Origin of the sequence: Streptococcus mitis (assembly GCF_946190115.1) — a bacterium.
GTDB classification, from domain to species: domain Bacteria; phylum Bacillota; class Bacilli; order Lactobacillales; family Streptococcaceae; genus Streptococcus; species Streptococcus mitis_CO.
Genome location: NZ_CAMHZG010000005.1, coordinates 135,561 through 154,751 on the forward strand (window position 1 = coordinate 135,561; position 19,191 = coordinate 154,751).

Consider the following 19,191-nt stretch of genomic DNA (forward strand, 5'->3'; position numbering starts at 1 on the left):
ATGACTGAAAAACTTCAATTAACTAAATCAGATCGTAAAAAAGTTTGGTGGCGTTCAACTTTCTTACAAGGTTCTTGGAACTATGAACGTATGCAAAACTTGGGTTGGGCTTACTCATTAATTCCAGCTCTTAAAAAACTCTACACTAAAAAAGAAGATCAAATCGCTGCTCTTGAACGCCATCTTGAGTTCTTCAACACTCACCCATACGTAGCCGCTCCAATCATGGGGGTTACTCTTGCACTTGAAGAAGAACGTGCTAACGGTGTTGAAATTGATGATGCTGCTATCCAAGGGGTTAAAATCGGTATGATGGGACCTCTTGCTGGTATCGGTGACCCAGTATTCTGGTTTACAGTACGCCCAATCCTTGGATCACTCGGTGCTTCACTTGCCCTTACTGGTAATATCTTAGGTCCAATCCTCTTCTTCGTTCTTTGGAACTTGATTCGTATGTCATTCTTGTGGTATACACAAGAGATTGGATACAAGGCTGGATCAGAAATCACTAAAGATATGTCTGGCGGTATCCTTCAAGACATCACTAAAGGAGCTTCTATCCTTGGTATGTTCATTCTTGCTGTCCTTGTTCAACGTTGGGTAAATATTAAATTTGCTTTCGATGTTGCCAAAGTTCAACTAGATGAAAAGGCTTATATCCATTGGGATAAATTGCCAGAAGGATCTAAAGGTATCCAAGAAGCATTCGCACAAGTAGGACAAGGATTATCTCAAACATCTGAAAAAGTTACTACTTTCCAACAAAACTTGGATATGTTGATTCCTGGACTATCAGGACTACTCCTTACTTTCCTTTGCATGTACTTGCTTAAGAAAAAAGTATCTCCAATCACTATTATCCTTGCACTCTTCGCAGTGGGTATTGTGGCACATGTTCTTCACATCATGTAATCAAGCAACTTAAAAGGAATCAGGTTCTAAAATCTGATTCCTTTTTTCTATACTTTTATACTCAATGAAAATCAAAGAGCAAACTAGGAAGCGAGCCGCAGGCTACTCAAAGCACTGCTTTGAGGTTGTAGATAGAACTGACGAAGTCAGCTCAAAACACTGTTTTGAGGTTGCAGATGAAACTGACGAAGTCAGTAACCATACATACGGCAAGGCGAAGCTGACGTGGTTTGAAGAGATTTTCGAAGAGTATTATTCTGCCAAGGCTCCCATTGGATCCCAAGGTGCGAGTACAATTGGTTCTGCTTCATAGGCAGCTTGTTCTTCTGCTGTCAGCAATTCCTTACGGACAACGATTTGGTATGTGTATTCGTCCATCCAAGCGTCTGAGGCAACAAAGTAACCATCGGTACCAACCTTGTCTCCCCATGAGTTTTCAACCTTCCACTTGGTTGATTTGCCATTTTCATCCAAATCAACACCTGTCAAGACCATAGCGTGGGTCATCAAGCTTTCGCTGTAGTCCAAACGTCCAGCCTTGTCTTGAGTGAGTTTAATGTCCATGCTTGATTCAAAGTCATAAACATCTGTCGCAAGGATTCCAGCTTTACGGTTGCTGAGCTGACCGACATCTGAACCAAACCAAACAGTCTCACCTGCTTGCATTTGAGCAATCGCCAATTCTTTCAAGCGCTCCATCGGTACGTTGATGTAGCGAACTGCACGGCTGCCAACCACATTTCCCAACATCTCAACTGTGTAAGATTGGCCGTAAGGCTTGTCAGCAGTTGGAGCATTGATAACAGAAACATAGTCTTCTAGAGGAAGATTGACATATTTCTTGTAAAACTCTTGTGGTGTGATGCCCTTTTCGCTTTGGTAGTTGTTATCCTTATCACGATAAGCAAAGTCAAATTTACGTGGTGGAAGTCCTAAAGACATAGCAAGAAAGTTAAAGATTTCTTGCAAAAGATCTTCTTTCTTAGCTTGAACAGTCGCTTGGTCTGCGCCAGAAGCAAGCAAGTCACGCAAGATTTGAGCATCTTGACGAAGCAATTTGTTGAGAATGGCATTTAGCTCACGACTGCTGCTAGATGAAACTGACTCTGGATAAACAGACTTAGGAACGACACCATATTTCTCAAAGAGAGAAACGACCATATCCCATTGACCGCCATCTTGTTGTGGAGTTTGGAGTAGGAATTTAACCTTACGGCTCGTCAAATCTTGGTCTGCAGTCGCAATGACTTGCTCCAAGAACCAGTTGGATTTCTCATACTTGTCCCAGAAGAAGGTGTGGGCCTGTGACAACTCAAAATTTTCCAATTTATATTGTGAAATGAGTTTGTGGCGGAAGGTGTTGAGAGCTGCAAACATCCAGCAACGACCAGATGCTTTCTGGTTAGTAACCTTGTCCTTGGTCAAATCCAATGAGAAAACAGGGGTGTTGTCTACATGGCTTTGGCGACGTTCTAGGGCTGCAAAAATTCCGTTGTGGCTGGCAGCATTTTCAATCGCTTGGTATTTTACATTTGCTTCATAATTGGCAAATAGTTTATCAGTAAATGATTCTTGAATCGCGTTCATAGATTCCTCCTTTTATTCTACAGTCTATTATAACGCTTTTTACAAAGGAAGCAACTGAAAAACATAAAAGGCAAGGACATTGTCTCTTACCTTTTTCAAATATAAACTAAATTAAGCAATACTAGCAAGGAGAATTTCTAACTCTTCCTTGGTCAAGCGACGCCATTCTCCTCGTTGCAAGCTTTCATCTAAAATCAGAGTTCCCATAGTCAAACGTTGCAAGTCTACTACTTCCTTGCCGCAGTAGGCCACCATACGCTTGACCTGATGAAACTTCCCTTCTGCAATGGTCACACGGATTTGGCTCTGATTCTTTTCTGTATCTGTGGAAAGAATCTCCAGTCTAGCGGGTTGACAAGTAAAGTCTTTGAGCGGAATGCCCTTGGCAAATATCTCCACATCTTCTTGGGCCATAATTCCCTTGACCTGAGCCAAATAGGTCTTGTCCACATGACGCTTGGGCGAAAGAAGAGCATGGGCCAGCTGACCATCATTGGTCAAGAGCAAAAGACCATGCGTGTCAATATCCAAGCGCCCTACTGGGAAAACTTCCTTGCTCCGAGCCAAGTCATCCAACAAGTCCAACACCGTTCTGTGTTTAGGATCCTCAGTCGCTGAGATAACTCCTTGGGGCTTGTTCATCATGTAGTAGACAAACTCTTCATACTCCAACACTTGCCCATCAAAGCGAATCTCATCTCTTTCTTCATCAATCTGCAATTTAGCTGATTTTTCTTTTTTACCATTTACCGTCACGCGACCAGCCTTGAGCAAGTTTTTGACCTCAGTTCGGCTCCCCACAGCGCAGGCAACTAAAAATTTATCTAATCTCATAGAACTATTATATCATATCAAAAGGAGGCTGTCTCAATGACCAACCTCCTTTTCATTTCATACTCTTCAAACCGCGTCAACGTCGCCTTGCCGTATATATGTTACTGACTTCGTCAGTTCTATCTGCAACCTCAAAACAGTGTTTTGAGCTGACTTCGTCAGTTCTATCTACAACCTCAAAACAGTGCTTTGAGTAACCTGCGGCTAGTTTCCTAGTTTGCTATTTGATTTTCATTGAGTATCAGATTTAAGAAATTAACTTCCTCGTCTCCAGAAAATCGCTAAGACAATCATGGAACCTAGTACTGCCGGAATAATGGCAGTTCCTGCTATTATCGGTCCCCAAGTCCCAAAAAGCAAGTGGCCTATAAAGGCACCAATCCATCCGAGAAACATTTTTCCAAAACATCCCATTCGCTCTCCACGATTGGTCAGAGTACCTGCTAAAAATCCCACTAGGAGACCAACGAACATACTTCCTAACATATTATCTCCTTAATTTGCCCAATCTCCGTTACGGAAGAGTGGTACACGTGTCCCATCCTCACGGATACCATCGATATCCATTTGGTTAGAACCAATCATAAAGTCTACGTGAACATCTGAACGGTTAAGCCCCGCAGCTTCAAGCTCCCCTTCGCTCATCTCCGCTCCACCAACTACGCTAGTCGCATAGGCTGCACCGATAGCCAAGTGATTTGACGCATTCTCATCGAAAAGGGTGTTAAAGAAGGTAATGCCTGACTGAGAAATTGGGCTTGGATCTGGTACCAAGGCACATTCACCCAAGGCACGCGCACCCGCATTTTCAAAGACAAGGTCTTTCATGACCTGATCGCCCTTCTCAGCAGTGATATCTACGATTTGTCCATCCTTAAAGGTTACCTTAATACCTTCAATAATGTTTCCGTTATAGCTAAGCGGTTTTGTAGAAGTGACATAACCATCTGCACGACGGAAGTCAGGTGCTGTGAAGACTTCCTCTGTCGGCATATTTGGCAAGAATCCTTCGCCCTGTGCATTGATAGCCCCAGCTGATTCCCAAACGTGGTTCTTCGGCAAACCAAGTGTCAAATCTGTCCCTGGCGCTGTGTAGTGAAGGGCTGAAAATTGCTCTTTATTAAGCATATCGGCCTTGCTCTTGAGGATAGCTGCATGCTCTTCCCAAGCCTTAACAGGATCTTCTTCATAGACACGGCAAGTTTTGAAGATTTGGTCCCAAAGAAGATCGACTGCTTCTTCGTCGCTCGCAGCATTTGAAAAGACTTTCTTGGCCCACTCAAGTCCAGCAGCGGCTGCTACAGTCCAGCTAACCTTGTTAGATTGCGTTGCGATTCGCATTGGCTTCATGGCAAGTCCCATAGCTTTGGCAGAAGCTGAAAGCTTGTCAGCATCCACTCCGTTCAAGGCACCTGGGTCAGAAGAACGAACCCCAAGACGGCTAGCCTTGTTCTCCAAGAGATAGTTCATCTCAGCAATCTTGTATTCAGGCACATTGTCCAGACGCTCCATCGGAGCATGTAGGAATTTCTCACGGTTAATGACATCATCTGTCCACTGAACGATGACCTCATGCGCACCCAAGGCATAAGCTTCTTTGACGATTAAGTGAGCCAACTCACGTTGCTCCACATCGATAGAGAGAGCCAAAGTGTGACCAGGTTGCACGTTGATTCCGTTCGCAACCAATAATTTCGCATATTTTTCTAGATTTTCTTTAAAATTTGGTAAAACCATTCTATTCTTCCTTTTCTTTTTGTTTATTTTTCTTTCAAAGCAGAAAATAATCCTGCTAAAGCAATAGCACCTGACAAGAGTGCTGTTGATAGAAGGATTGTCTGGTCAGCAAGTTCTAATTGATATTCAAATACCTTCTCAGCCGGCTTATCTTCCGCAAAAATTCTTAGTTTCATGAGAACCCCCTTAAAATTTATTAAAACAAATCACTATGACTGCCTGTCCTCAGCAAATTTAAAATCAATTCTTCCTTGTTTACTTTATAAACCAAAAGCCAATCTGGCTGGATATGGCATTCACGAACTCCTTGAAAATGTTTGGATGCCGTCAATTGATGATCACGATATCTAGCAGGAAGTTCTTTTTCTTGAACAAGAAAATTTAAAACTTCTTCTAATAATTCTGCCTTCAAACCACGCTTCATAGCCAACTTAAAATCTTTTTTAAACTGTTTATGATAACGAATCTTAAGCACGCAAATCCTCCATCAAGTCAGAGACTGATTCAAAGGATTGGCTCATATTACGATTTTGGTCTAAATCCGTTAATACCTCAAGCAACTTCCGATTTTCGTCTAGTCTAACATCAAAAGGTAATCCCTGATATTGAATAGCCTGACGAAGGAAAATATTAATAGCCGTTGTCATATCCATTCCCAGGTTATTAAACACCTGTTGGGCCTGCTCCTTAACCTCACTATCCAGCCGGATGCTCATACTCGTCTTTGACATACTCTCACCCTCTTTCTATAGACTATTTTAACAAAAAAGAAAGCCAATGTAAATCTATTGGATATACATTAGCCACTTTGGATAGATGATTAAACAATTTTTTTAAAACAACTCATCAAACAAACTGAGCTGGTTATCCTCTGGCATATTGCCGAGAATCCCCATCTCATCCATCTTTTCAACCAAGGTTGATGAGAGCCCACCACGCTTGCGCAATTCTGTTTTAGAGAGGAATTCTCCCTCTTCACGCGCTCGCACTAACTGCTTGGCAACGTTCTCTCCCAGACCATCCATTGCTACAAATGGCGGAATGAGGGTATCCCCATCGATGAGGAACTCTGTCGCCTGACTACGGTAGAGATCGAGTTTCCCAAACTTGAAACCACGCTCCCACATCTCATTGACAATCTCAAGAGTTGTATAGAGATCGATTTCCACATTAGAGGCCTCATTGTTCTTCCGTTTTTCAGAGATTTCTTCCATTCTGCGCTTGATGGCATCCAAGCCCGCCCCCATAGTCTTGATATCAAAGGCCTTGGCGCGGATAGAGAAGTAAGCACAGTAATAATAAATCGGATGGTGAACCTTGAAGTAGGCTACACGTAAGGCCATCATAACATAGGCTGCCGCATGGGCTTTCGGGAACATGTACTTAATTTTCCCACAGGACTCGATATACCACTCTGGCACCTTATTGGCCTTCATGGCTTCAATATAGCCATTTCGCTCCTCTTCGGAAATCTTTAGCCACAAGCCCTTACGTACTCGTTCCATGATGGTAAAGGCCATCTTAGGTTCGAGACCAGCATGCATGAGGTAAACCATGATGTCGTCCCGACAACCGATAACAGTCGATAGGTCTGCTATTCCTTGCTTAATCAGATCTTGAGCATTACCCAACCAAACATCGGTACCGTGGGATAGACCTGAAAGCTGAAGCAACTCCGCAAAAGTCGTCGGATGGGTTTCATCGACCATTCCACGTACGAAATTTGTTCCAAACTCTGGAATCCCCAGCATGCCCGTAGGCGTTCCGATTTGCTCAGGTGTCACCCCTAACACATCAGTCCCAGAAAAGAGAGCCATCACGCCTTCGTCATCCATAGGAATTTCATTAGGGTCAATACCAGACAAGTCCTGAAGTTTCCGAATCATTGTTGGATCATCGTGTCCCAGTACATCAAGCTTGAGGACATTCTCATCGATATCATGGAAGTTAAAGTGAGTTGTCTGCCATTCAGCCGTCACGTCATCCGCTGGATACTGGACAGGTGTGAAATCATAGACATCCATGTAGTTCGGAATAACAACGATTCCCCCCGGGTGTTGTCCTGTTGTCCGCTTAACACCAGCCGCACCTTGAGCGAGGCGTTCTACCTCTGCATCACGATAAAACTTCCCATAGTCTCGCTCATAGCCCTTGACAAAACCATAAGCGGTCTTGGCAGCCACCGTACCAACCGTTCCTGCACGGAAAGCATATTCCTCACCAAAGATATCACGCACATCCAAATGGGCACTAGGTTGGTCTTCTCCCGAAAAGTTCAAGTCAATATCGGGAACCTTGTCCCCATCAAAACCAAGGAAGGTCTCGAAAGGAATATCTTGCCCATTTTTACTGAGTTTGTGACCACATTTAGGACAGTCCTTATTGGGCATATCAAATCCAGAACCGTAAGAACCATCTGTGATAAACTCACTATACTGACACTGACCACAGACATAGTGAGGAGAGAGAGGATTGACCTCTGTAATCCCAATCATGGTCGCAACGAAACTGGAGCCAACAGACCCACGAGAACCCACCAAGTAACCCCGCTCATTGGAACGTTGCACTAGCATCTGAGAAGCCAGATAAATCACGGCAAATCCATTCCCCAGAATAGACGTTAATTCTTTTTCAATCCGCAAATCAACAATATCTGGTAGCGGATTTCCATAAATTTCAAAAGCTTTCTTATAGGTCAACTCAGCGACCGTTTCTTCAGCCTTGTCAATAAAAGGTGTATAGAGATCACCCTTAACAACCTCAACGGGTTCAAAGATTTCTGCCAAGGCATTGGTGTTTTCAATAACCAATTTACGAGCCAGTTCCTCTCCCAAGAAGGCAAATTCATCCAACATCTCATTAGTCGTTCTAAAATGAGCCTTTGGAAGTGGTGCTGGTTGAGCATGTTCCCCATGACCGATGGTTCGGTTAATTATAGCCCCCTGGCCCAAACTACGGACGATAATTTCACGGTAAATCTCTTCTTCCGGTTCGATATAGTGAACATTGCCGGTAGCCAGAACAGGTTTGCCAAGGCGGTCCCCCACTTCTATCAAACTCTTAATAATAGTCTGGAGTTCCTCCATATCCTTGACTTGCTCCTTGGCAATCAATGGCGCATAAATAGCTGGTGGCATGACCTCGATAAAGTCATAATACTTGGCCACCTCAACCGCCGCATCCACACCTTGGGAAACGACCGCATCAAAAACTTCACCCTCAGAGCAAGCTGATCCTAAAATCAAACCCTCCCGATGGGCATCTAAAACCGTTCTCGGAATCCGTGGCACCCCTTCAAAATACTTGGTATTAGACAAGGAAACCAGTTTAAAGATATTCTTCAGCCCCACTTGATTCTTAACATAAATCGTCGCATGTTTGATCCGAGCTTTTTTATAAGAATCTGGACTAATCAAATCAATGTTAAGTCTAGCTAGATCGGTCACACCATGTTTTTCTGCTACTTCTTTGATAAAAATAAAGAGCAGACGACCAGTAGCTTCCGCATCGTAGTTGGCCATGTGATGATGTTCTAGAGCCACACCAAAACGCTTGGTCAACGGTCCCAAACCATGACGTTTATACTCAGGATAGAGGTTTCTAGCAAACTCCAGCGTATCAATAACTGGCTGACTAATTTTAGGCAGACCGTAACGCTCATAGTTGGCATTCATAAAACCAACGTCAAAGGTCGCATTGTGGGCAACTAAGACTGTATCCTTGCAAAATTCTTGGAATTCCTGTAAAACTTGTTCTAGTGGTTTGGCATTTTTGACATGGTCATCTGTAATTCCAGTCAACTCAGTAGTAAAAGCTGACAAGGGATGCCCAGGGTTAATAAATTCATCGAATTCAGCAATGACATTCCCCTTGTACATCTTAGAAGCCGCAACCTGAATCAAGTCATTATAGATAGCTGAAAGCCCCGTCGTTTCCACGTCAAAGACCACGTAGGTCGCTTCCGACAAGTCCATCTCCACTTCGTTATAGACGATAGGGACACGGTCCTCCACGATATTGGCTTCCATTCCATAGATTAGCTGGATTCCCGCTTTCTTGGCCGCCTTATAGCCGTGTGGGAAGGACTGGACATTCCCATGGTCTGTGATGGCAACCGCCTTGTGTCCCCATTTAGCAGCTGTCGCAACGATTTCTTCAACCTCTGGCAGAGCATCCATGGTCGACATGTTAGTATGAGCGTGAAACTCAACCCGACGCTCACCTTCTGGCATCAAATCCTTGCGCTCATAGTGAACAACTTCCTGCACATCCTGCACGTTCATAGTCAAATCGCGTGTGAAGTTATTCATCTCCACATTCCCACGAACTCGGAGCCAAGAATTCTTCTTGATAAGGTCAAATTTCTGAGCCTCTTCCTCATTCTTAACCCACTTTTGCATCGAAAAACTTGAAGTATAGTCGGTCATTTTAAAGTTGATCAAAACGCGCCCTGTTCTGGTCACTTTTTGCTCCACATCAAAAACAACCCCTTCAAAGACCAAACGATTTTCCTCCGTCGTCACTTCGATCATAGGAGTAATCTCTGCCTTATCTAGCTTGGGTTTAGCTGCAGTTTTTTTAGCTTGAAAATCAAAGGCTGATTTCTCTTCAGCTGGAGGTGGTGCCATCTGTTCTAGTTGTTCCATAGCACGGAGCGCTTCCTCATTGGCCGCTTGAACAATCTGCTCATTTTCAGCATGAAAAGCCTCTTCCTGCTCTTGGGTCAGCACATCATTTTTCTCTACTTGACAGTTGAAAGTTGGAAAACCAAACTTTTCAAGTTGTTTCGCTAAATTAGGAAGATGATTCTTCTTAAAATGTTCCTTATCAATCGCCTCAGAACCTTCAATAAAGAGTTGATTGCCCTCAGCACGAACTTGCAGATTCTGGTAAAGGGACTTAAAACCTTGGCTAGCACATGGCCCCTCAGAGAAAGCCTCCTTATAGTAGGACTGCAAGAGTTGATTTGAAAATTCTTGAGACCGAGCCTTGATTTCAAAAACAGCTTTATTGCCTGTCTTAGAAAATTCTTCGCTCAAACCTTTCTTTAATTCTAAAAAGATTTCAATCGGTAAAATATTAGAAAATACGAAATGAAACTCCCATACCTTACTAATTTTATGAACCACAACTCGCTCAATATCAGCCTGTGCTAAAACAGGATCCTGTCTCATTTCAGCAGATATCCCCAGTTGATTCATCAAAATTTCAAAACTGTTTGACATTCATTTTCCTCACATTATTCTCCTACTATTTTACCATATTTAGAGGTATTTTCTAAAGACAAAAGGAAGCCACTAAGTGACTTCCTTCTAGAGTGAGGACAGATTAGTCTTCACCTTTGTTTTTCTTAATGATTTCTTCTTGTACTGACTTAGGTACATCTTCGTAGTGGTCAAATACCATCATGAATGTACCACGTCCTTGAGATGCAGAACGAAGAACTGTTGCGTAACCGAACATTTCAGCAAGTGGAACGTAAGCACGAACGATTTGGCTGTTACCATGTGCTTCCATACCATCTACACGTCCACGACGAGCAGTTACGTGACCCATAACATCACCAAGGTTTTCTTCTGGAACAGTGATTGTTACGAGCATCATTGGTTCAAGGATAGCTGGTTGTGCTGATTTAGCAGCTTCTTTAAGAGCAAGTGAAGCCGCAATCTTGAAGGCAGTTTCAGATGAGTCGACATCGTGGTATGAACCATCGTAAAGCTTAGCTTTAACGTCAACCATTGGGTAACCTGCAAGTACACCGTTAGCCATAGATTCTACCAAACCTTTTTCAACCGCTGGGATAAATTCACGAGGAACCACACCACCGACGATTGCGTTTTCGAATTCGAATCCTTTACCTTCTTCGTTTGGAGTAAATTCAATCCATACATCACCGAATTGACCTTTACCACCAGACTGACGTTTGAAGAATCCACGTGCTTGAGTAGAAGCGCGGAATGTTTCACGGTAAGATACTTGAGGAGCACCTACGTTCGCTTCAACTTTGAACTCACGACGCATACGGTCAACAAGGACGTCAAGGTGAAGCTCACCCATACCAGAGATAACTGTTTCACCAGTTTCAACGTTTGTTTCAACGCGGAACGTTGGATCTTCTTCAGCCAATTTTTGAAGGGCGATACCCATCTTGTCTTGGTCAGCTTTAGATTTTGGCTCAACCATCAATTGGATAACTGGTTCTGGAACGTTGATTGACTCAAGGATGATTTTAGCTTTTTCATCTGTCAATGAGTCACCCGTTGTAGTATCTTTCAAACCAACGGCAGCAGCAATATCACCTGAGTAAACAGTGTCGATTTCTTGACGGCTGTTAGCGTGCATTTGAAGGATACGTCCGATACGTTCACGTTTACCTTTAGAAGTGTTCAATACGTAAGAACCTGATTGAAGAACACCTGAGTAAACACGGAAGAATGTCAAACGACCTACGAATGGGTCAGTCATAATCTTGAAGGCAAGAGCTGCAAATGGCTCTTCGTCAGATGCTGGACGAGTTTCTTCTTCGTCTGTATCTGGGTTGATACCTTTGATTGCTGGGATGTCAAGCGGGCTTGGAAGGTAGTCAATAACCGCATCAAGCATCAATTGAACACCTTTGTTCTTGAAGGCTGAACCACACAATACTGGGAAGAATTCAACGTTGATAGTCGCTTTACGGATACCAGCTTTCAATTCTTCGTTAGTGATTTCTTCACCTTCGAGGTATTTCATCATCAATTCTTCGTCAGTTTCAGCAACTGCTTCGATCAATTTTTCACGGTATTCTTGAGCTTGGTCAAGGTATTCAGCTGGGATGTCTTCTTCAAGGATATCTGTACCAAGGTCGTTAGTATAGATTTCAGCTTTCATCTTGATCAAGTCGATGATACCACGGAAGTCATCTTCAGAACCGATTGGCAATTGGATTGGGTGTGCATTTGCTTGAAGACGATCGTGAAGTGTGCTTACAGAGTAAAGGAAGTCAGCACCGATTTTGTCCATTTTGTTGGCAAATACGATACGTGGAACTCCATACTCAGTTGCTTGACGCCAAACTGTTTCAGTTTGAGGCTCAACACCTGATTGTGAGTCAAGAACGGTAACCGCACCATCCAATACACGAAGAGAACGTTGTACTTCGATTGTAAAGTCCACGTGTCCTGGTGTGTCGATAATGTTTACGCGGTGATTGTTCCATTGAGCTGTTGTCGCAGCAGATGTGATAGTGATACCACGTTCTTGCTCTTGCTCCATCCAGTCCATTTGTGACGCACCTTCGTGAGTTTCACCGATTTTGTGGATTTTACCAGTGTAGTAAAGGATACGCTCAGTAGTTGTTGTTTTACCGGCATCGACGTGAGCCATGATACCGATATTACGAGTTTTTTCAAGTGAAAATTCGCGTGCCATGAGGTTTATTTCTCCTATTTATTTTTGATTTCTATTCTATTATAACACGATTTTAATAAAAACGGATAGGCAGGACCTACCCGTTCTCAATCTTTTCATGCTATTGTTGGTTTCAACTTACAAGCTGGTAAGTTGAATTGTTGCTAAGAGCTGATCGAGCTCAATTGAACTCGGGCTAGAGTTAGCTAGCCGATTTGAGCCGGAACGGGATGCTGTGTGAAAAAGATAAACTTCCTTGTATTCGTCGAATACTGCGTCAGTTTCCTATTTTCACCTTGCATCCTTACCGTTCCTAGCATCATGATATAGTTGAGCTCAAGCTAAAAGTCTGGAGAAAAAGATGAATCTCATTGGTTGCAATCGCAACCTGCTTTGATTCCCTATTTTCTCTGGGACTTTCTTAACGCTTTCGCATCCTATCTTACCAACGGAAGTGTGCGAATGCACGGTTAGCTTCAGCCATACGGTGAGTGTCTTCACGTTTCTTAACTGCTGCACCAGTGTTGTTAGCAGCATCCAAGATTTCTTTTGCAAGACGGTCTTGCATTGTGTGTTCACCACGAAGACGAGCGATTGTTACCAACCAACGAAGTCCAAGTGTTGTACGACGTTCTGGACGAACTTCAACTGGGACTTGGTAGTTAGAACCACCAACACGGCGTGCACGTACTTCAAGTACAGGCATGATGTTTTCCATAGCTGTTTCAAATACTTCAAGTGCATCGTTGCCAGTAGCTTCTTTGATTTGCTCAAAAGCACCATAAACGATTGAAGCAGCAGTACCACGTTTACCATCAAGCATAACGCGGTTGATAAGACGAGTAACTAGTTGTGAATTGTAAAGCGGATCTGGCAATACGTCACGTTTTGGAGCTCTATTTTTACGACTCATTTCTCTTTATCCCCTTTCCTTATGCTTTTGGACGTTTAGTACCGTATTTAGAACGGCCTTGTTTACGATCGTTAACACCTGCAGTATCAAGTGCACCACGGACGATATGGTAACGTACCCCTGGAAGGTCTTTTACACGTCCACCGCGAAGAAGCACCACACTGTGCTCTTGCAAGTTGTGTCCGATACCTGGGATGTAGGCAGTAACTTCGATAAGGTTGCTCAAACGTACACGAGCGAATTTACGAAGGGCTGAGTTAGGTTTTTTAGGTGTCATTGTTCCAACACGAGTTGCAACACCACGTTTTTGTGGTGAAGAAACGTTTGTTTGAACTTTTTTATGACTGTTGTAACCAACGTTCAAAGCTGGTGATTTAGATTTTTCTACTTTTGATTTACGCGGTTTGCGAACCAATTGGTTAATTGTAGGCATCTACATTCTCCTGTGTTTTTTTATTTTTGGTGATGATACACTTGGTGACAGCTATCATCTGTGTGTACTTTTGCAACATTTGTCAGCACGTCCCTGTACACTCTTGAGAGACCAAAAGTAAAAAGTACCGTCTATTATTGTAACAAAATTTCCCATTGGTTGTCAAGATATTTTTCTTTTTTATTCTTAATTTTAGCTCTTTTGTAGTGCTCCTCCAAAAAATAAAAAGGAGGAATCCCACCCTCCTAAAGTTAGTATTGTTCCATTCAATCCCATCAATTTTAGCACATAATGTTCAAAAAATATTATATCATCACAACCAACCAGATTCTTTAGCGATATTAGCTGCCTCTGTTCGATTACCTGCATCTAGTTTCGAAAGAATATTGGTGACATAGTTTCGGACTGTTCCGTTTGATAAATAAAGTTGATCTGCAATTTCTTGGTTAGAGAAACCCTGAGCGACTCCCTTTAAAACTGCGATTTCTTGCTCCGTTAATGGATTGGGATGCGTCATCACCACTTCCATCAATTCAGGCGAATACTCCTTGCGTCCCTCTAGGACGGTGTGCAAGGTTTGCATGAGGTCTGCAATGTTTCTTTCTTTTAATACATAAGCATCTACTCCAGCCTTGACCGCACGTTCAAAATACCCAGAACGCTTGAAGGTCGTCACCACAACCACCTTTGTTTCTAGATTTTCTGCTCGTATCCACTCCAAGACTTCAAGACCTGTCTTCACAGGCATCTCTACATCAAGAATGGCAATATCTACGAACTCTTTTTCTAAGAGTTGGATTGCTTCTTGCCCATTCTTGGCTTGTAAGACAGACTCTACATCTGCTTGAAAGGCAAGCAACTGGCACATAGCATCTCGCAACATACTTTGATCTTCTGCGACTAATACTTTCATCTACTTTCTCTCCTTATAAGGTAGTCGAACCTGAACTTCTGTCGGTTGTTTCTGACTAATCACCTTTACCTCTCCCGAAAATGGAAGAACACGATCTCGAACCGTATGGGGCTCATTTTCTGTTACAGTTGCAAAACCTTTCCCGTCATCTCTGACCGTCAGGAGCAATTCCTTCTCTGTCCGTTCTAATTTCAAGTAGACTTTAGACGCTTTAGCATGTTTGATGATATTGGTCACTAATTCAAGCAAAATCATGGAAGCCGTTGACTCCAATTCCTGAGTTAAGCTAGCTGTATCTAGTTGATTAGCTATTTCCACCTCAATCCCAGCAATTTCCAGCATCTTTTTGACAGTTTCAAGTTCTAATGTTAAAGTCCGTGATTTCAGATTTTCCACAATGGTTCGCACTTCACGCATTGATTCTTTGCTAATTTGCTGTATTTCTCTTAATTCCTTTTCCACCTGTGGATAAGCCTGTATTTGAAATAACTGCAAGGCTAGATCAGTTTTAACACTCAGCATAGCAAAGGTATGTCCCAAGCTATCATGCAAATCTTGACCGATACGACTGCGTTCATTTTCAGCAAGCAATAGATTTATCTGGGCATTTTGCTTAGCCTGAGCTTCTTTCAAATCCTCCACAATACGAATCCGAACCAAGCCAAAAGTCATTAAATCGATAAAAGTGAGAATTCCAAGTAGGTAGACTAGAAACTCAACTTCAACTTCCTGAAAAATCAACAGTTGCCCCACAACAAGGACTTGAGCAAGGAGAAAAGTCCGGACATGTAAAGAATTAAAACTACGTACGCCGAAATGATAAATTAAGAGATTGGCAAGGAAAAAGAAGAACCAGATATAATTTACACCAACAAAGGCGGTATTCCCAGCTACATAGGCTAGCATGATAACCCAACAGAGCCAGGATAAGCGCTGACTCTTGGTGGTTAAAACGCCTAAGTAAGCCACCACAAATAGAATATCAATCAACAAATGCCAGCTAGGTAGCTCCCCAGTCACTACAGGAACGATGGGAAAAACCATAAAAATCAAACTGGCCCAATACATATAGTCTATGCTTTTCAGTCTTTCAAGCATTAAGAATTCTCCTTATGATCTTGAAGGTAAATGGTCAAACCAAACAAAACTGCTGAAAAAACAAGTAGATAAACTGTGGCTGATAAATTGATGCCACCCTCGTTTAAGAAGGTCTTGAGCAACTCCATCAACTGATAAGTTGGTAGACACTTCCCGATTGCTTGCATCCAGTCTGGAAATAAAGAGATGGGCATCCAAAGTCCGCCTAAAACAGCCAAGCCTAGATAGAGAAGATTGCCCACGACAGACATCAGCTGACTAGAAGGCAAGAGTGTCAAGGTCAATCCAAGCGCTACAAAGGCAACACTTCCTACTATCAGCAAGAACCCCGCCCCAATCCAGCTTCCTAAAGGCATATCCACACCTCTGACCAAGTGCCCAACTGAGAAAACAACCAGGATTGAGACCAGATAATCAACCATCATACTTGTTATCTTTGATAGATAATATTCTACCATATTTACAGGGGTATGGCGCAATGTTTTCTGCCAGTTGTTGATTTTATCGGTATGTAAGACAGCTGGAAATGAAAACATGGCTGTCGACATCATGGAAAAAGCCGTCATGGAGATGAGGTAATCACGCATAAAATTAGCTGGTCCACCGGGTGTGTCCTGGTACATGCCTGAAAAGAATAAATAGAAGGCTGTCGGCATACCTACTGATAATAAATAATAGACTAATTGTCGTTTGGTCAATAGAAATTCTATCTTGTTTAGTGCGATCCATCGTTTCATCTTAGTCATCTCCCTTTTGTGTTTCTTCAAAGATTGTATCCAACAAGCTACGATTATTGACTTCGATTTCTTGTATCCTACATCCTGCTTGAACTAACAGTTCCCAGAAAGCATCCGCTTCGCGTGTGACTACTTGCAGAGCATCTTGTTTTTGTACCCACCTTTCAACCAAGACTGACTTCTCAACGACTTCCTTGTAAGCTAGAGGAAGGATAAAATGCTTTTCAATCTCCTCACTACGCATGGCTAGAGGTGTTGTATCGCGAATCAACTCTCCCTTATTAAAGACCAAGATTCGATCCGCTGTATGCTCTACCTCTTCGATATAATGGGACGAATAGAGGATGGTTACTCCCTGAGCTTTTAACTCCTGGACAATTTCCCAAAAGCGTTGACGAGTTGAAGTATCCATGGCAGCAGTTGGTTCATCTAAAAAGACAAGCTTTGGTCGCCCAATCAAGGTCAAGACAAAAGAGAAGAGACGCTTTTGCCCGCCTGACAATTTTTCTGCAAATTGCTCTTTCTGTTGCTGTTCAAACTGCAATAGTTGATCAATTTCTTGTCTGCTCAAAGGGTTTGGATAAATACTTTGAAAGAAAGCAATTAATTCTTTAACCTTTAATTTCTGTACGATCACATTTTCTTGAGGGAGGTAAGCTCTAGTATAGTCTAACTTAGAACTCGTCACTGGTAAACCTTGAATAGATACTTGACCGCTTGTGACCAGTTTATCTCCAAGCAGACAGTCCAAGAGTGTGGTCTTCCCAGCACCATTTGGCCCAATCAAGGCGATGCATTCACCTTCAGCTACCTCAAAGGAAATATCCTTCAAAATAGCCTTGCCCTTGATGTTTTTATTTAGGCTTTCTACCTTAATCATGTTCATGATATTCTCCTTTCAGCCACTCCTTTCCCATATGAAAGGCGATAAAAATCATAAATCCTAGTCCCCAGGCACCACGGATGAATTGGTGAAGGAAGATTTGATCAAACCAACCTGTAAACATTTCTACCAACCATACCACTAGTGATAGTCCAATAAAAAGATGGAGAAACGCTTTTTTCATTTTTCAAACTCCTTTTTCACATCTGAGACTAACTTCAAACCTTCTCGGATAAGCCAGGACATCATTCCAAATCCTGCAAATAGCTCCCAAGGAAAATGATAGAAATCTTCATCCAATCCTGAGAACATGAGATAAGTCATGACTCCTGCTGCTACTAAACTCATTGCGACAATTACTTTATGTTTCATTTTTTCTTCCTCCACTTGATACATCTAGTATAATTCTTTGAAGGTAGAATCACTAGAAGCTTCTGTCATGAGGAGATATGACAAATGTCATAAAAATTCTGTTCAAAACAAGCAAGATACACTATACAATAAAACACAAGTAGAAAAATTTAAGGCAGCTTCCTCAAAAGAAATATCAAACCCCATTCACACTATAATGTAAACTAATACTTACCTAAACTCGTAATAGAAGCAATTTTTATAACATTCAAACATATATTATAGGTTCAACAAAAACTCTTCTATTGCTTTATTAAGAATTAATAAGAGTTATAAAATCTATAAAATTTCAATGTGTATAATTAACTACCGTATTATTAAACAGGGTAGGAAACAAAAAAGTATACTCTGATTTTCAATGAAAATCAGAGTATAAAATGAATTACTGAAATTCAAAAAAGAGAGAAGCAAACTGTTTCTCTCTTAATGTATATAATATCTAGTTAAATAAAAAAGATACGCTTACGTATCTCTGTAATGAATCGGGAAGACAGGATTCGAACCTGCGACACCTTGGTCCCAAACCAAGTACTCTACCAAGCTGAGCTACTTCCCGAGTTAAATAGAAAAATGCACCCTAGAGGAGTCGAACCTCTAACCGCCTGATTCGTAGTCAGGTACTCTATCCAGTTGAGCTAAGGGTGCTCTATATTATGCCGAGGACCGGAATCGAACCGGTACGATCGTTACCAATCGCAGGATTTTAAGTCCTGTGCGTCTGCCAGTTCCGCCACCCCGGCCTCTCTAAGCGAACGACGGGATTCGAACCCGCGACCCCCACCTTGGCAAGGTGGTGTTCTACCACTGAACTACGTTCGCACTGTTTTCTTCTATCTAAAAATGCCGGCTACATGACTTGAACACGCGACCCTCTGATTACAAATCAGATGCTCTACCAACTGAGCTAAGCCGGCTCATTTATTATATCTTAATGCGGGTTAAGGGACTTGAACCCCCACGCCGTTAAGCGCCAGATCCTAAATCTGGTGCGTCTGCCAATTCCGCCAAACCCGCAGATATGACCCGTACTGGGCTCGAACCAGTGACCCATTGATTAAAAGTCAATTGCTCTACCAACTGAGCTAACGAGTCTAAAATAACTTTCGTTATTTCAAACGGTCCCGACGGGAATCGAACCCGCGATCTTCGCCGTGACAGGGCGACGTGATAACCGCTACACTACGGGACCTATGGGAGTTAACGGGATCGAACCGCTGACCCTCTGCTTGTAAGGCAGATGCTCTCCCAGCTGAGCTAAACTCCCTAGAGCTAAGCGACTTCCATATCTCACAGGGGGCAACCCCCAACTACTTCCGGCGTTCTAGGGCTTAACTTCTGTGTTCG

Annotated in this window: 18 protein-coding genes and 9 tRNA genes; 1 reads left to right on the top strand and 26 read right to left on the bottom strand. The window is 42.6% G+C overall.

Features of this window, described 5'->3' with window-relative positions:
- Entirely contained in the window at positions 1-912 is a 912-nt protein-coding gene (locus N8L90_RS04240; protein WP_000136865.1) for a PTS system mannose/fructose/sorbose family transporter subunit IID, read from the top strand.
- A 252-nt stretch (positions 913-1,164) separates the two neighbouring features.
- On the opposite strand, the gene pepC is transcribed toward N8L90_RS04240, so the two are convergent.
- The 26 genes from pepC to N8L90_RS04370 all read right to left on the bottom strand — a co-directional run bounded on the left by pepC (position 1,165) and on the right by N8L90_RS04370 (position 19,111).
- Positions 1,165-2,499, bottom strand: coding sequence for an aminopeptidase C (gene pepC, locus N8L90_RS04245; protein ID WP_023947023.1), 1,335 nt, complete (start codon positions 2,497-2,499; stop codon positions 1,165-1,167).
- A gap of 111 nt (positions 2,500-2,610) precedes the next feature.
- Positions 2,611-3,333, bottom strand: a complete 723-nt coding sequence (locus tag N8L90_RS04250) for a pseudouridine synthase (protein WP_261024310.1) — start codon at positions 3,331-3,333, stop codon at positions 2,611-2,613.
- Between the two features lie 255 nt (positions 3,334-3,588).
- The gene (locus N8L90_RS04255) at positions 3,589-3,819 is read right to left on the bottom strand and encodes a GlsB/YeaQ/YmgE family stress response membrane protein (protein WP_000901572.1); all 231 of its coding nucleotides are present in this window, start codon (positions 3,817-3,819) and stop codon (positions 3,589-3,591) included.
- A 9-nt stretch (positions 3,820-3,828) separates the two neighbouring features.
- The gene (locus tag N8L90_RS04260) at positions 3,829-5,070 is read right to left on the bottom strand and encodes an aminopeptidase (RefSeq protein ID WP_261024312.1); all 1,242 of its coding nucleotides are present in this window, start codon (positions 5,068-5,070) and stop codon (positions 3,829-3,831) included.
- Positions 5,071-5,093: 23 nt separating this feature from the next.
- The gene (locus N8L90_RS04265) at positions 5,094-5,246 is read right to left on the bottom strand and encodes a hypothetical protein (RefSeq protein WP_000776626.1); all 153 of its coding nucleotides are present in this window, start codon (positions 5,244-5,246) and stop codon (positions 5,094-5,096) included.
- A gap of 20 nt (positions 5,247-5,266) precedes the next feature.
- Entirely contained in the window at positions 5,267-5,545 is a 279-nt protein-coding gene (locus N8L90_RS04270; RefSeq protein ID WP_261024313.1) for a type II toxin-antitoxin system YafQ family toxin, read from the bottom strand.
- Positions 5,538-5,801, bottom strand: coding sequence for a type II toxin-antitoxin system RelB/DinJ family antitoxin (locus tag N8L90_RS04275; protein ID WP_000047859.1), 264 nt, complete (start codon positions 5,799-5,801; stop codon positions 5,538-5,540). Before N8L90_RS04275 ends, N8L90_RS04270 begins: the two co-directional genes overlap by 8 nt.
- Positions 5,802-5,903: 102 nt before the next feature.
- Positions 5,904-10,295 (bottom strand): PolC-type DNA polymerase III, encoded by a 4,392-nt coding sequence (locus N8L90_RS04280; RefSeq protein ID WP_261024314.1) that lies wholly within the window; start codon positions 10,293-10,295, stop codon positions 5,904-5,906.
- A gap of 103 nt (positions 10,296-10,398) precedes the next feature.
- Positions 10,399-12,480 (bottom strand): elongation factor G, encoded by a 2,082-nt coding sequence (gene fusA / locus N8L90_RS04285; protein WP_000090348.1) that lies wholly within the window; start codon positions 12,478-12,480, stop codon positions 10,399-10,401.
- Between the two features lie 421 nt (positions 12,481-12,901).
- Entirely contained in the window at positions 12,902-13,372 is a 471-nt protein-coding gene (gene rpsG / locus N8L90_RS04290) for a 30S ribosomal protein S7 (RefSeq protein ID WP_000087873.1), read from the bottom strand.
- A gap of 19 nt (positions 13,373-13,391) precedes the next feature.
- Positions 13,392-13,805 (bottom strand): 30S ribosomal protein S12, encoded by a 414-nt coding sequence (gene rpsL, locus N8L90_RS04295; RefSeq protein WP_001142332.1) that lies wholly within the window; start codon positions 13,803-13,805, stop codon positions 13,392-13,394.
- A gap of 313 nt (positions 13,806-14,118) precedes the next feature.
- Positions 14,119-14,718, bottom strand: coding sequence for a response regulator transcription factor (locus N8L90_RS04300; RefSeq protein ID WP_261024315.1), 600 nt, complete (start codon positions 14,716-14,718; stop codon positions 14,119-14,121).
- Entirely contained in the window at positions 14,719-15,816 is a 1,098-nt protein-coding gene (locus N8L90_RS04305) for a sensor histidine kinase (RefSeq protein WP_261024316.1), read from the bottom strand.
- The gene (locus N8L90_RS04310; RefSeq protein ID WP_261024318.1) at positions 15,816-16,553 is read right to left on the bottom strand and encodes an ABC transporter permease; all 738 of its coding nucleotides are present in this window, start codon (positions 16,551-16,553) and stop codon (positions 15,816-15,818) included. Before N8L90_RS04310 ends, N8L90_RS04305 begins: the two co-directional genes overlap by 1 nt.
- Position 16,554: 1 nt before the next feature.
- Positions 16,555-17,439, bottom strand: a complete 885-nt coding sequence (locus tag N8L90_RS04315; RefSeq protein ID WP_261024320.1) for an ABC transporter ATP-binding protein — start codon at positions 17,437-17,439, stop codon at positions 16,555-16,557.
- A complete protein-coding gene (locus tag N8L90_RS04320) occupies positions 17,426-17,620 on the bottom strand; it encodes a hypothetical protein (protein WP_261024322.1) in 195 nt (64 codons plus the stop codon). The genes N8L90_RS04315 and N8L90_RS04320 overlap by 14 nt, the downstream gene beginning before the upstream one ends.
- The gene (locus N8L90_RS04325; RefSeq protein WP_012972435.1) at positions 17,617-17,808 is read right to left on the bottom strand and encodes a hypothetical protein; all 192 of its coding nucleotides are present in this window, start codon (positions 17,806-17,808) and stop codon (positions 17,617-17,619) included. Before N8L90_RS04325 ends, N8L90_RS04320 begins: the two co-directional genes overlap by 4 nt.
- 521 nt (positions 17,809-18,329) lie before the next feature.
- Positions 18,330-18,403 (bottom strand) — tRNA-Pro (locus N8L90_RS04330).
- Between the two features lie 15 nt (positions 18,404-18,418).
- A tRNA-Arg gene (locus N8L90_RS04335) sits at positions 18,419-18,492 on the bottom strand.
- Positions 18,493-18,501: 9 nt separating this feature from the next.
- A tRNA-Leu gene (locus tag N8L90_RS04340) sits at positions 18,502-18,587 on the bottom strand.
- Positions 18,588-18,594: 7 nt separating this feature from the next.
- Positions 18,595-18,666 (bottom strand) — tRNA-Gly (locus N8L90_RS04345).
- A 22-nt stretch (positions 18,667-18,688) separates the two neighbouring features.
- Positions 18,689-18,761 (bottom strand) — tRNA-Thr (locus N8L90_RS04350).
- Positions 18,762-18,779: 18 nt separating this feature from the next.
- A tRNA-Leu gene (locus tag N8L90_RS04355) sits at positions 18,780-18,861 on the bottom strand.
- Positions 18,862-18,866: 5 nt separating this feature from the next.
- Positions 18,867-18,939: transfer RNA gene (locus tag N8L90_RS04360), tRNA-Lys, on the bottom strand.
- Between the two features lie 24 nt (positions 18,940-18,963).
- Positions 18,964-19,036: transfer RNA gene (locus N8L90_RS04365), tRNA-Asp, on the bottom strand.
- A 2-nt stretch (positions 19,037-19,038) separates the two neighbouring features.
- Positions 19,039-19,111, bottom strand: a tRNA-Val gene (locus tag N8L90_RS04370).
- Positions 19,112-19,191 lie beyond the last annotated feature (80 nt).

Coding starts and splice junctions, on each gene's coding strand:
- N8L90_RS04275 (WP_000047859.1), bottom strand. CDS start 5,801: ATGTCAAAGACGAGTATGAGCATCCGGCTGGATAGTGAGGTTAAGGAG.
- N8L90_RS04250 (WP_261024310.1), bottom strand. CDS start 3,333: ATGAGATTAGATAAATTTTTAGTTGCCTGCGCTGTGGGGAGCCGAACT.
- N8L90_RS04265 (WP_000776626.1), bottom strand. CDS start 5,246: ATGAAACTAAGAATTTTTGCGGAAGATAAGCCGGCTGAGAAGGTATTT.
- N8L90_RS04305 (WP_261024316.1), bottom strand. CDS start 15,816: ATGCTTGAAAGACTGAAAAGCATAGACTATATGTATTGGGCCAGTTTG.
- rpsL (WP_001142332.1), bottom strand. CDS start 13,805: ATGCCTACAATTAACCAATTGGTTCGCAAACCGCGTAAATCAAAAGTA.
- N8L90_RS04280 (WP_261024314.1), bottom strand. CDS start 10,295: ATGTCAAACAGTTTTGAAATTTTGATGAATCAACTGGGGATATCTGCT.
- N8L90_RS04260 (WP_261024312.1), bottom strand. CDS start 5,070: ATGGTTTTACCAAATTTTAAAGAAAATCTAGAAAAATATGCGAAATTA.
- N8L90_RS04325 (WP_012972435.1), bottom strand. CDS start 17,808: ATGAAACATAAAGTAATTGTCGCAATGAGTTTAGTAGCAGCAGGAGTC.
- N8L90_RS04320 (WP_261024322.1), bottom strand. CDS start 17,620: ATGAAAAAAGCGTTTCTCCATCTTTTTATTGGACTATCACTAGTGGTA.
- N8L90_RS04310 (WP_261024318.1), bottom strand. CDS start 16,553: ATGAAACGATGGATCGCACTAAACAAGATAGAATTTCTATTGACCAAA.
- N8L90_RS04315 (WP_261024320.1), bottom strand. CDS start 17,439: ATGAACATGATTAAGGTAGAAAGCCTAAATAAAAACATCAAGGGCAAG.
- N8L90_RS04240 (WP_000136865.1), top strand. CDS start 1: ATGACTGAAAAACTTCAATTAACTAAATCAGATCGTAAAAAAGTTTGG.
- N8L90_RS04300 (WP_261024315.1), bottom strand. CDS start 14,718: ATGAAAGTATTAGTCGCAGAAGATCAAAGTATGTTGCGAGATGCTATG.
- N8L90_RS04255 (WP_000901572.1), bottom strand. CDS start 3,819: ATGTTAGGAAGTATGTTCGTTGGTCTCCTAGTGGGATTTTTAGCAGGT.
- rpsG (WP_000087873.1), bottom strand. CDS start 13,372: ATGAGTCGTAAAAATAGAGCTCCAAAACGTGACGTATTGCCAGATCCG.
- fusA (WP_000090348.1), bottom strand. CDS start 12,480: ATGGCACGCGAATTTTCACTTGAAAAAACTCGTAATATCGGTATCATG.
- pepC (WP_023947023.1), bottom strand. CDS start 2,499: ATGAACGCGATTCAAGAATCATTTACTGATAAACTATTTGCCAATTAT.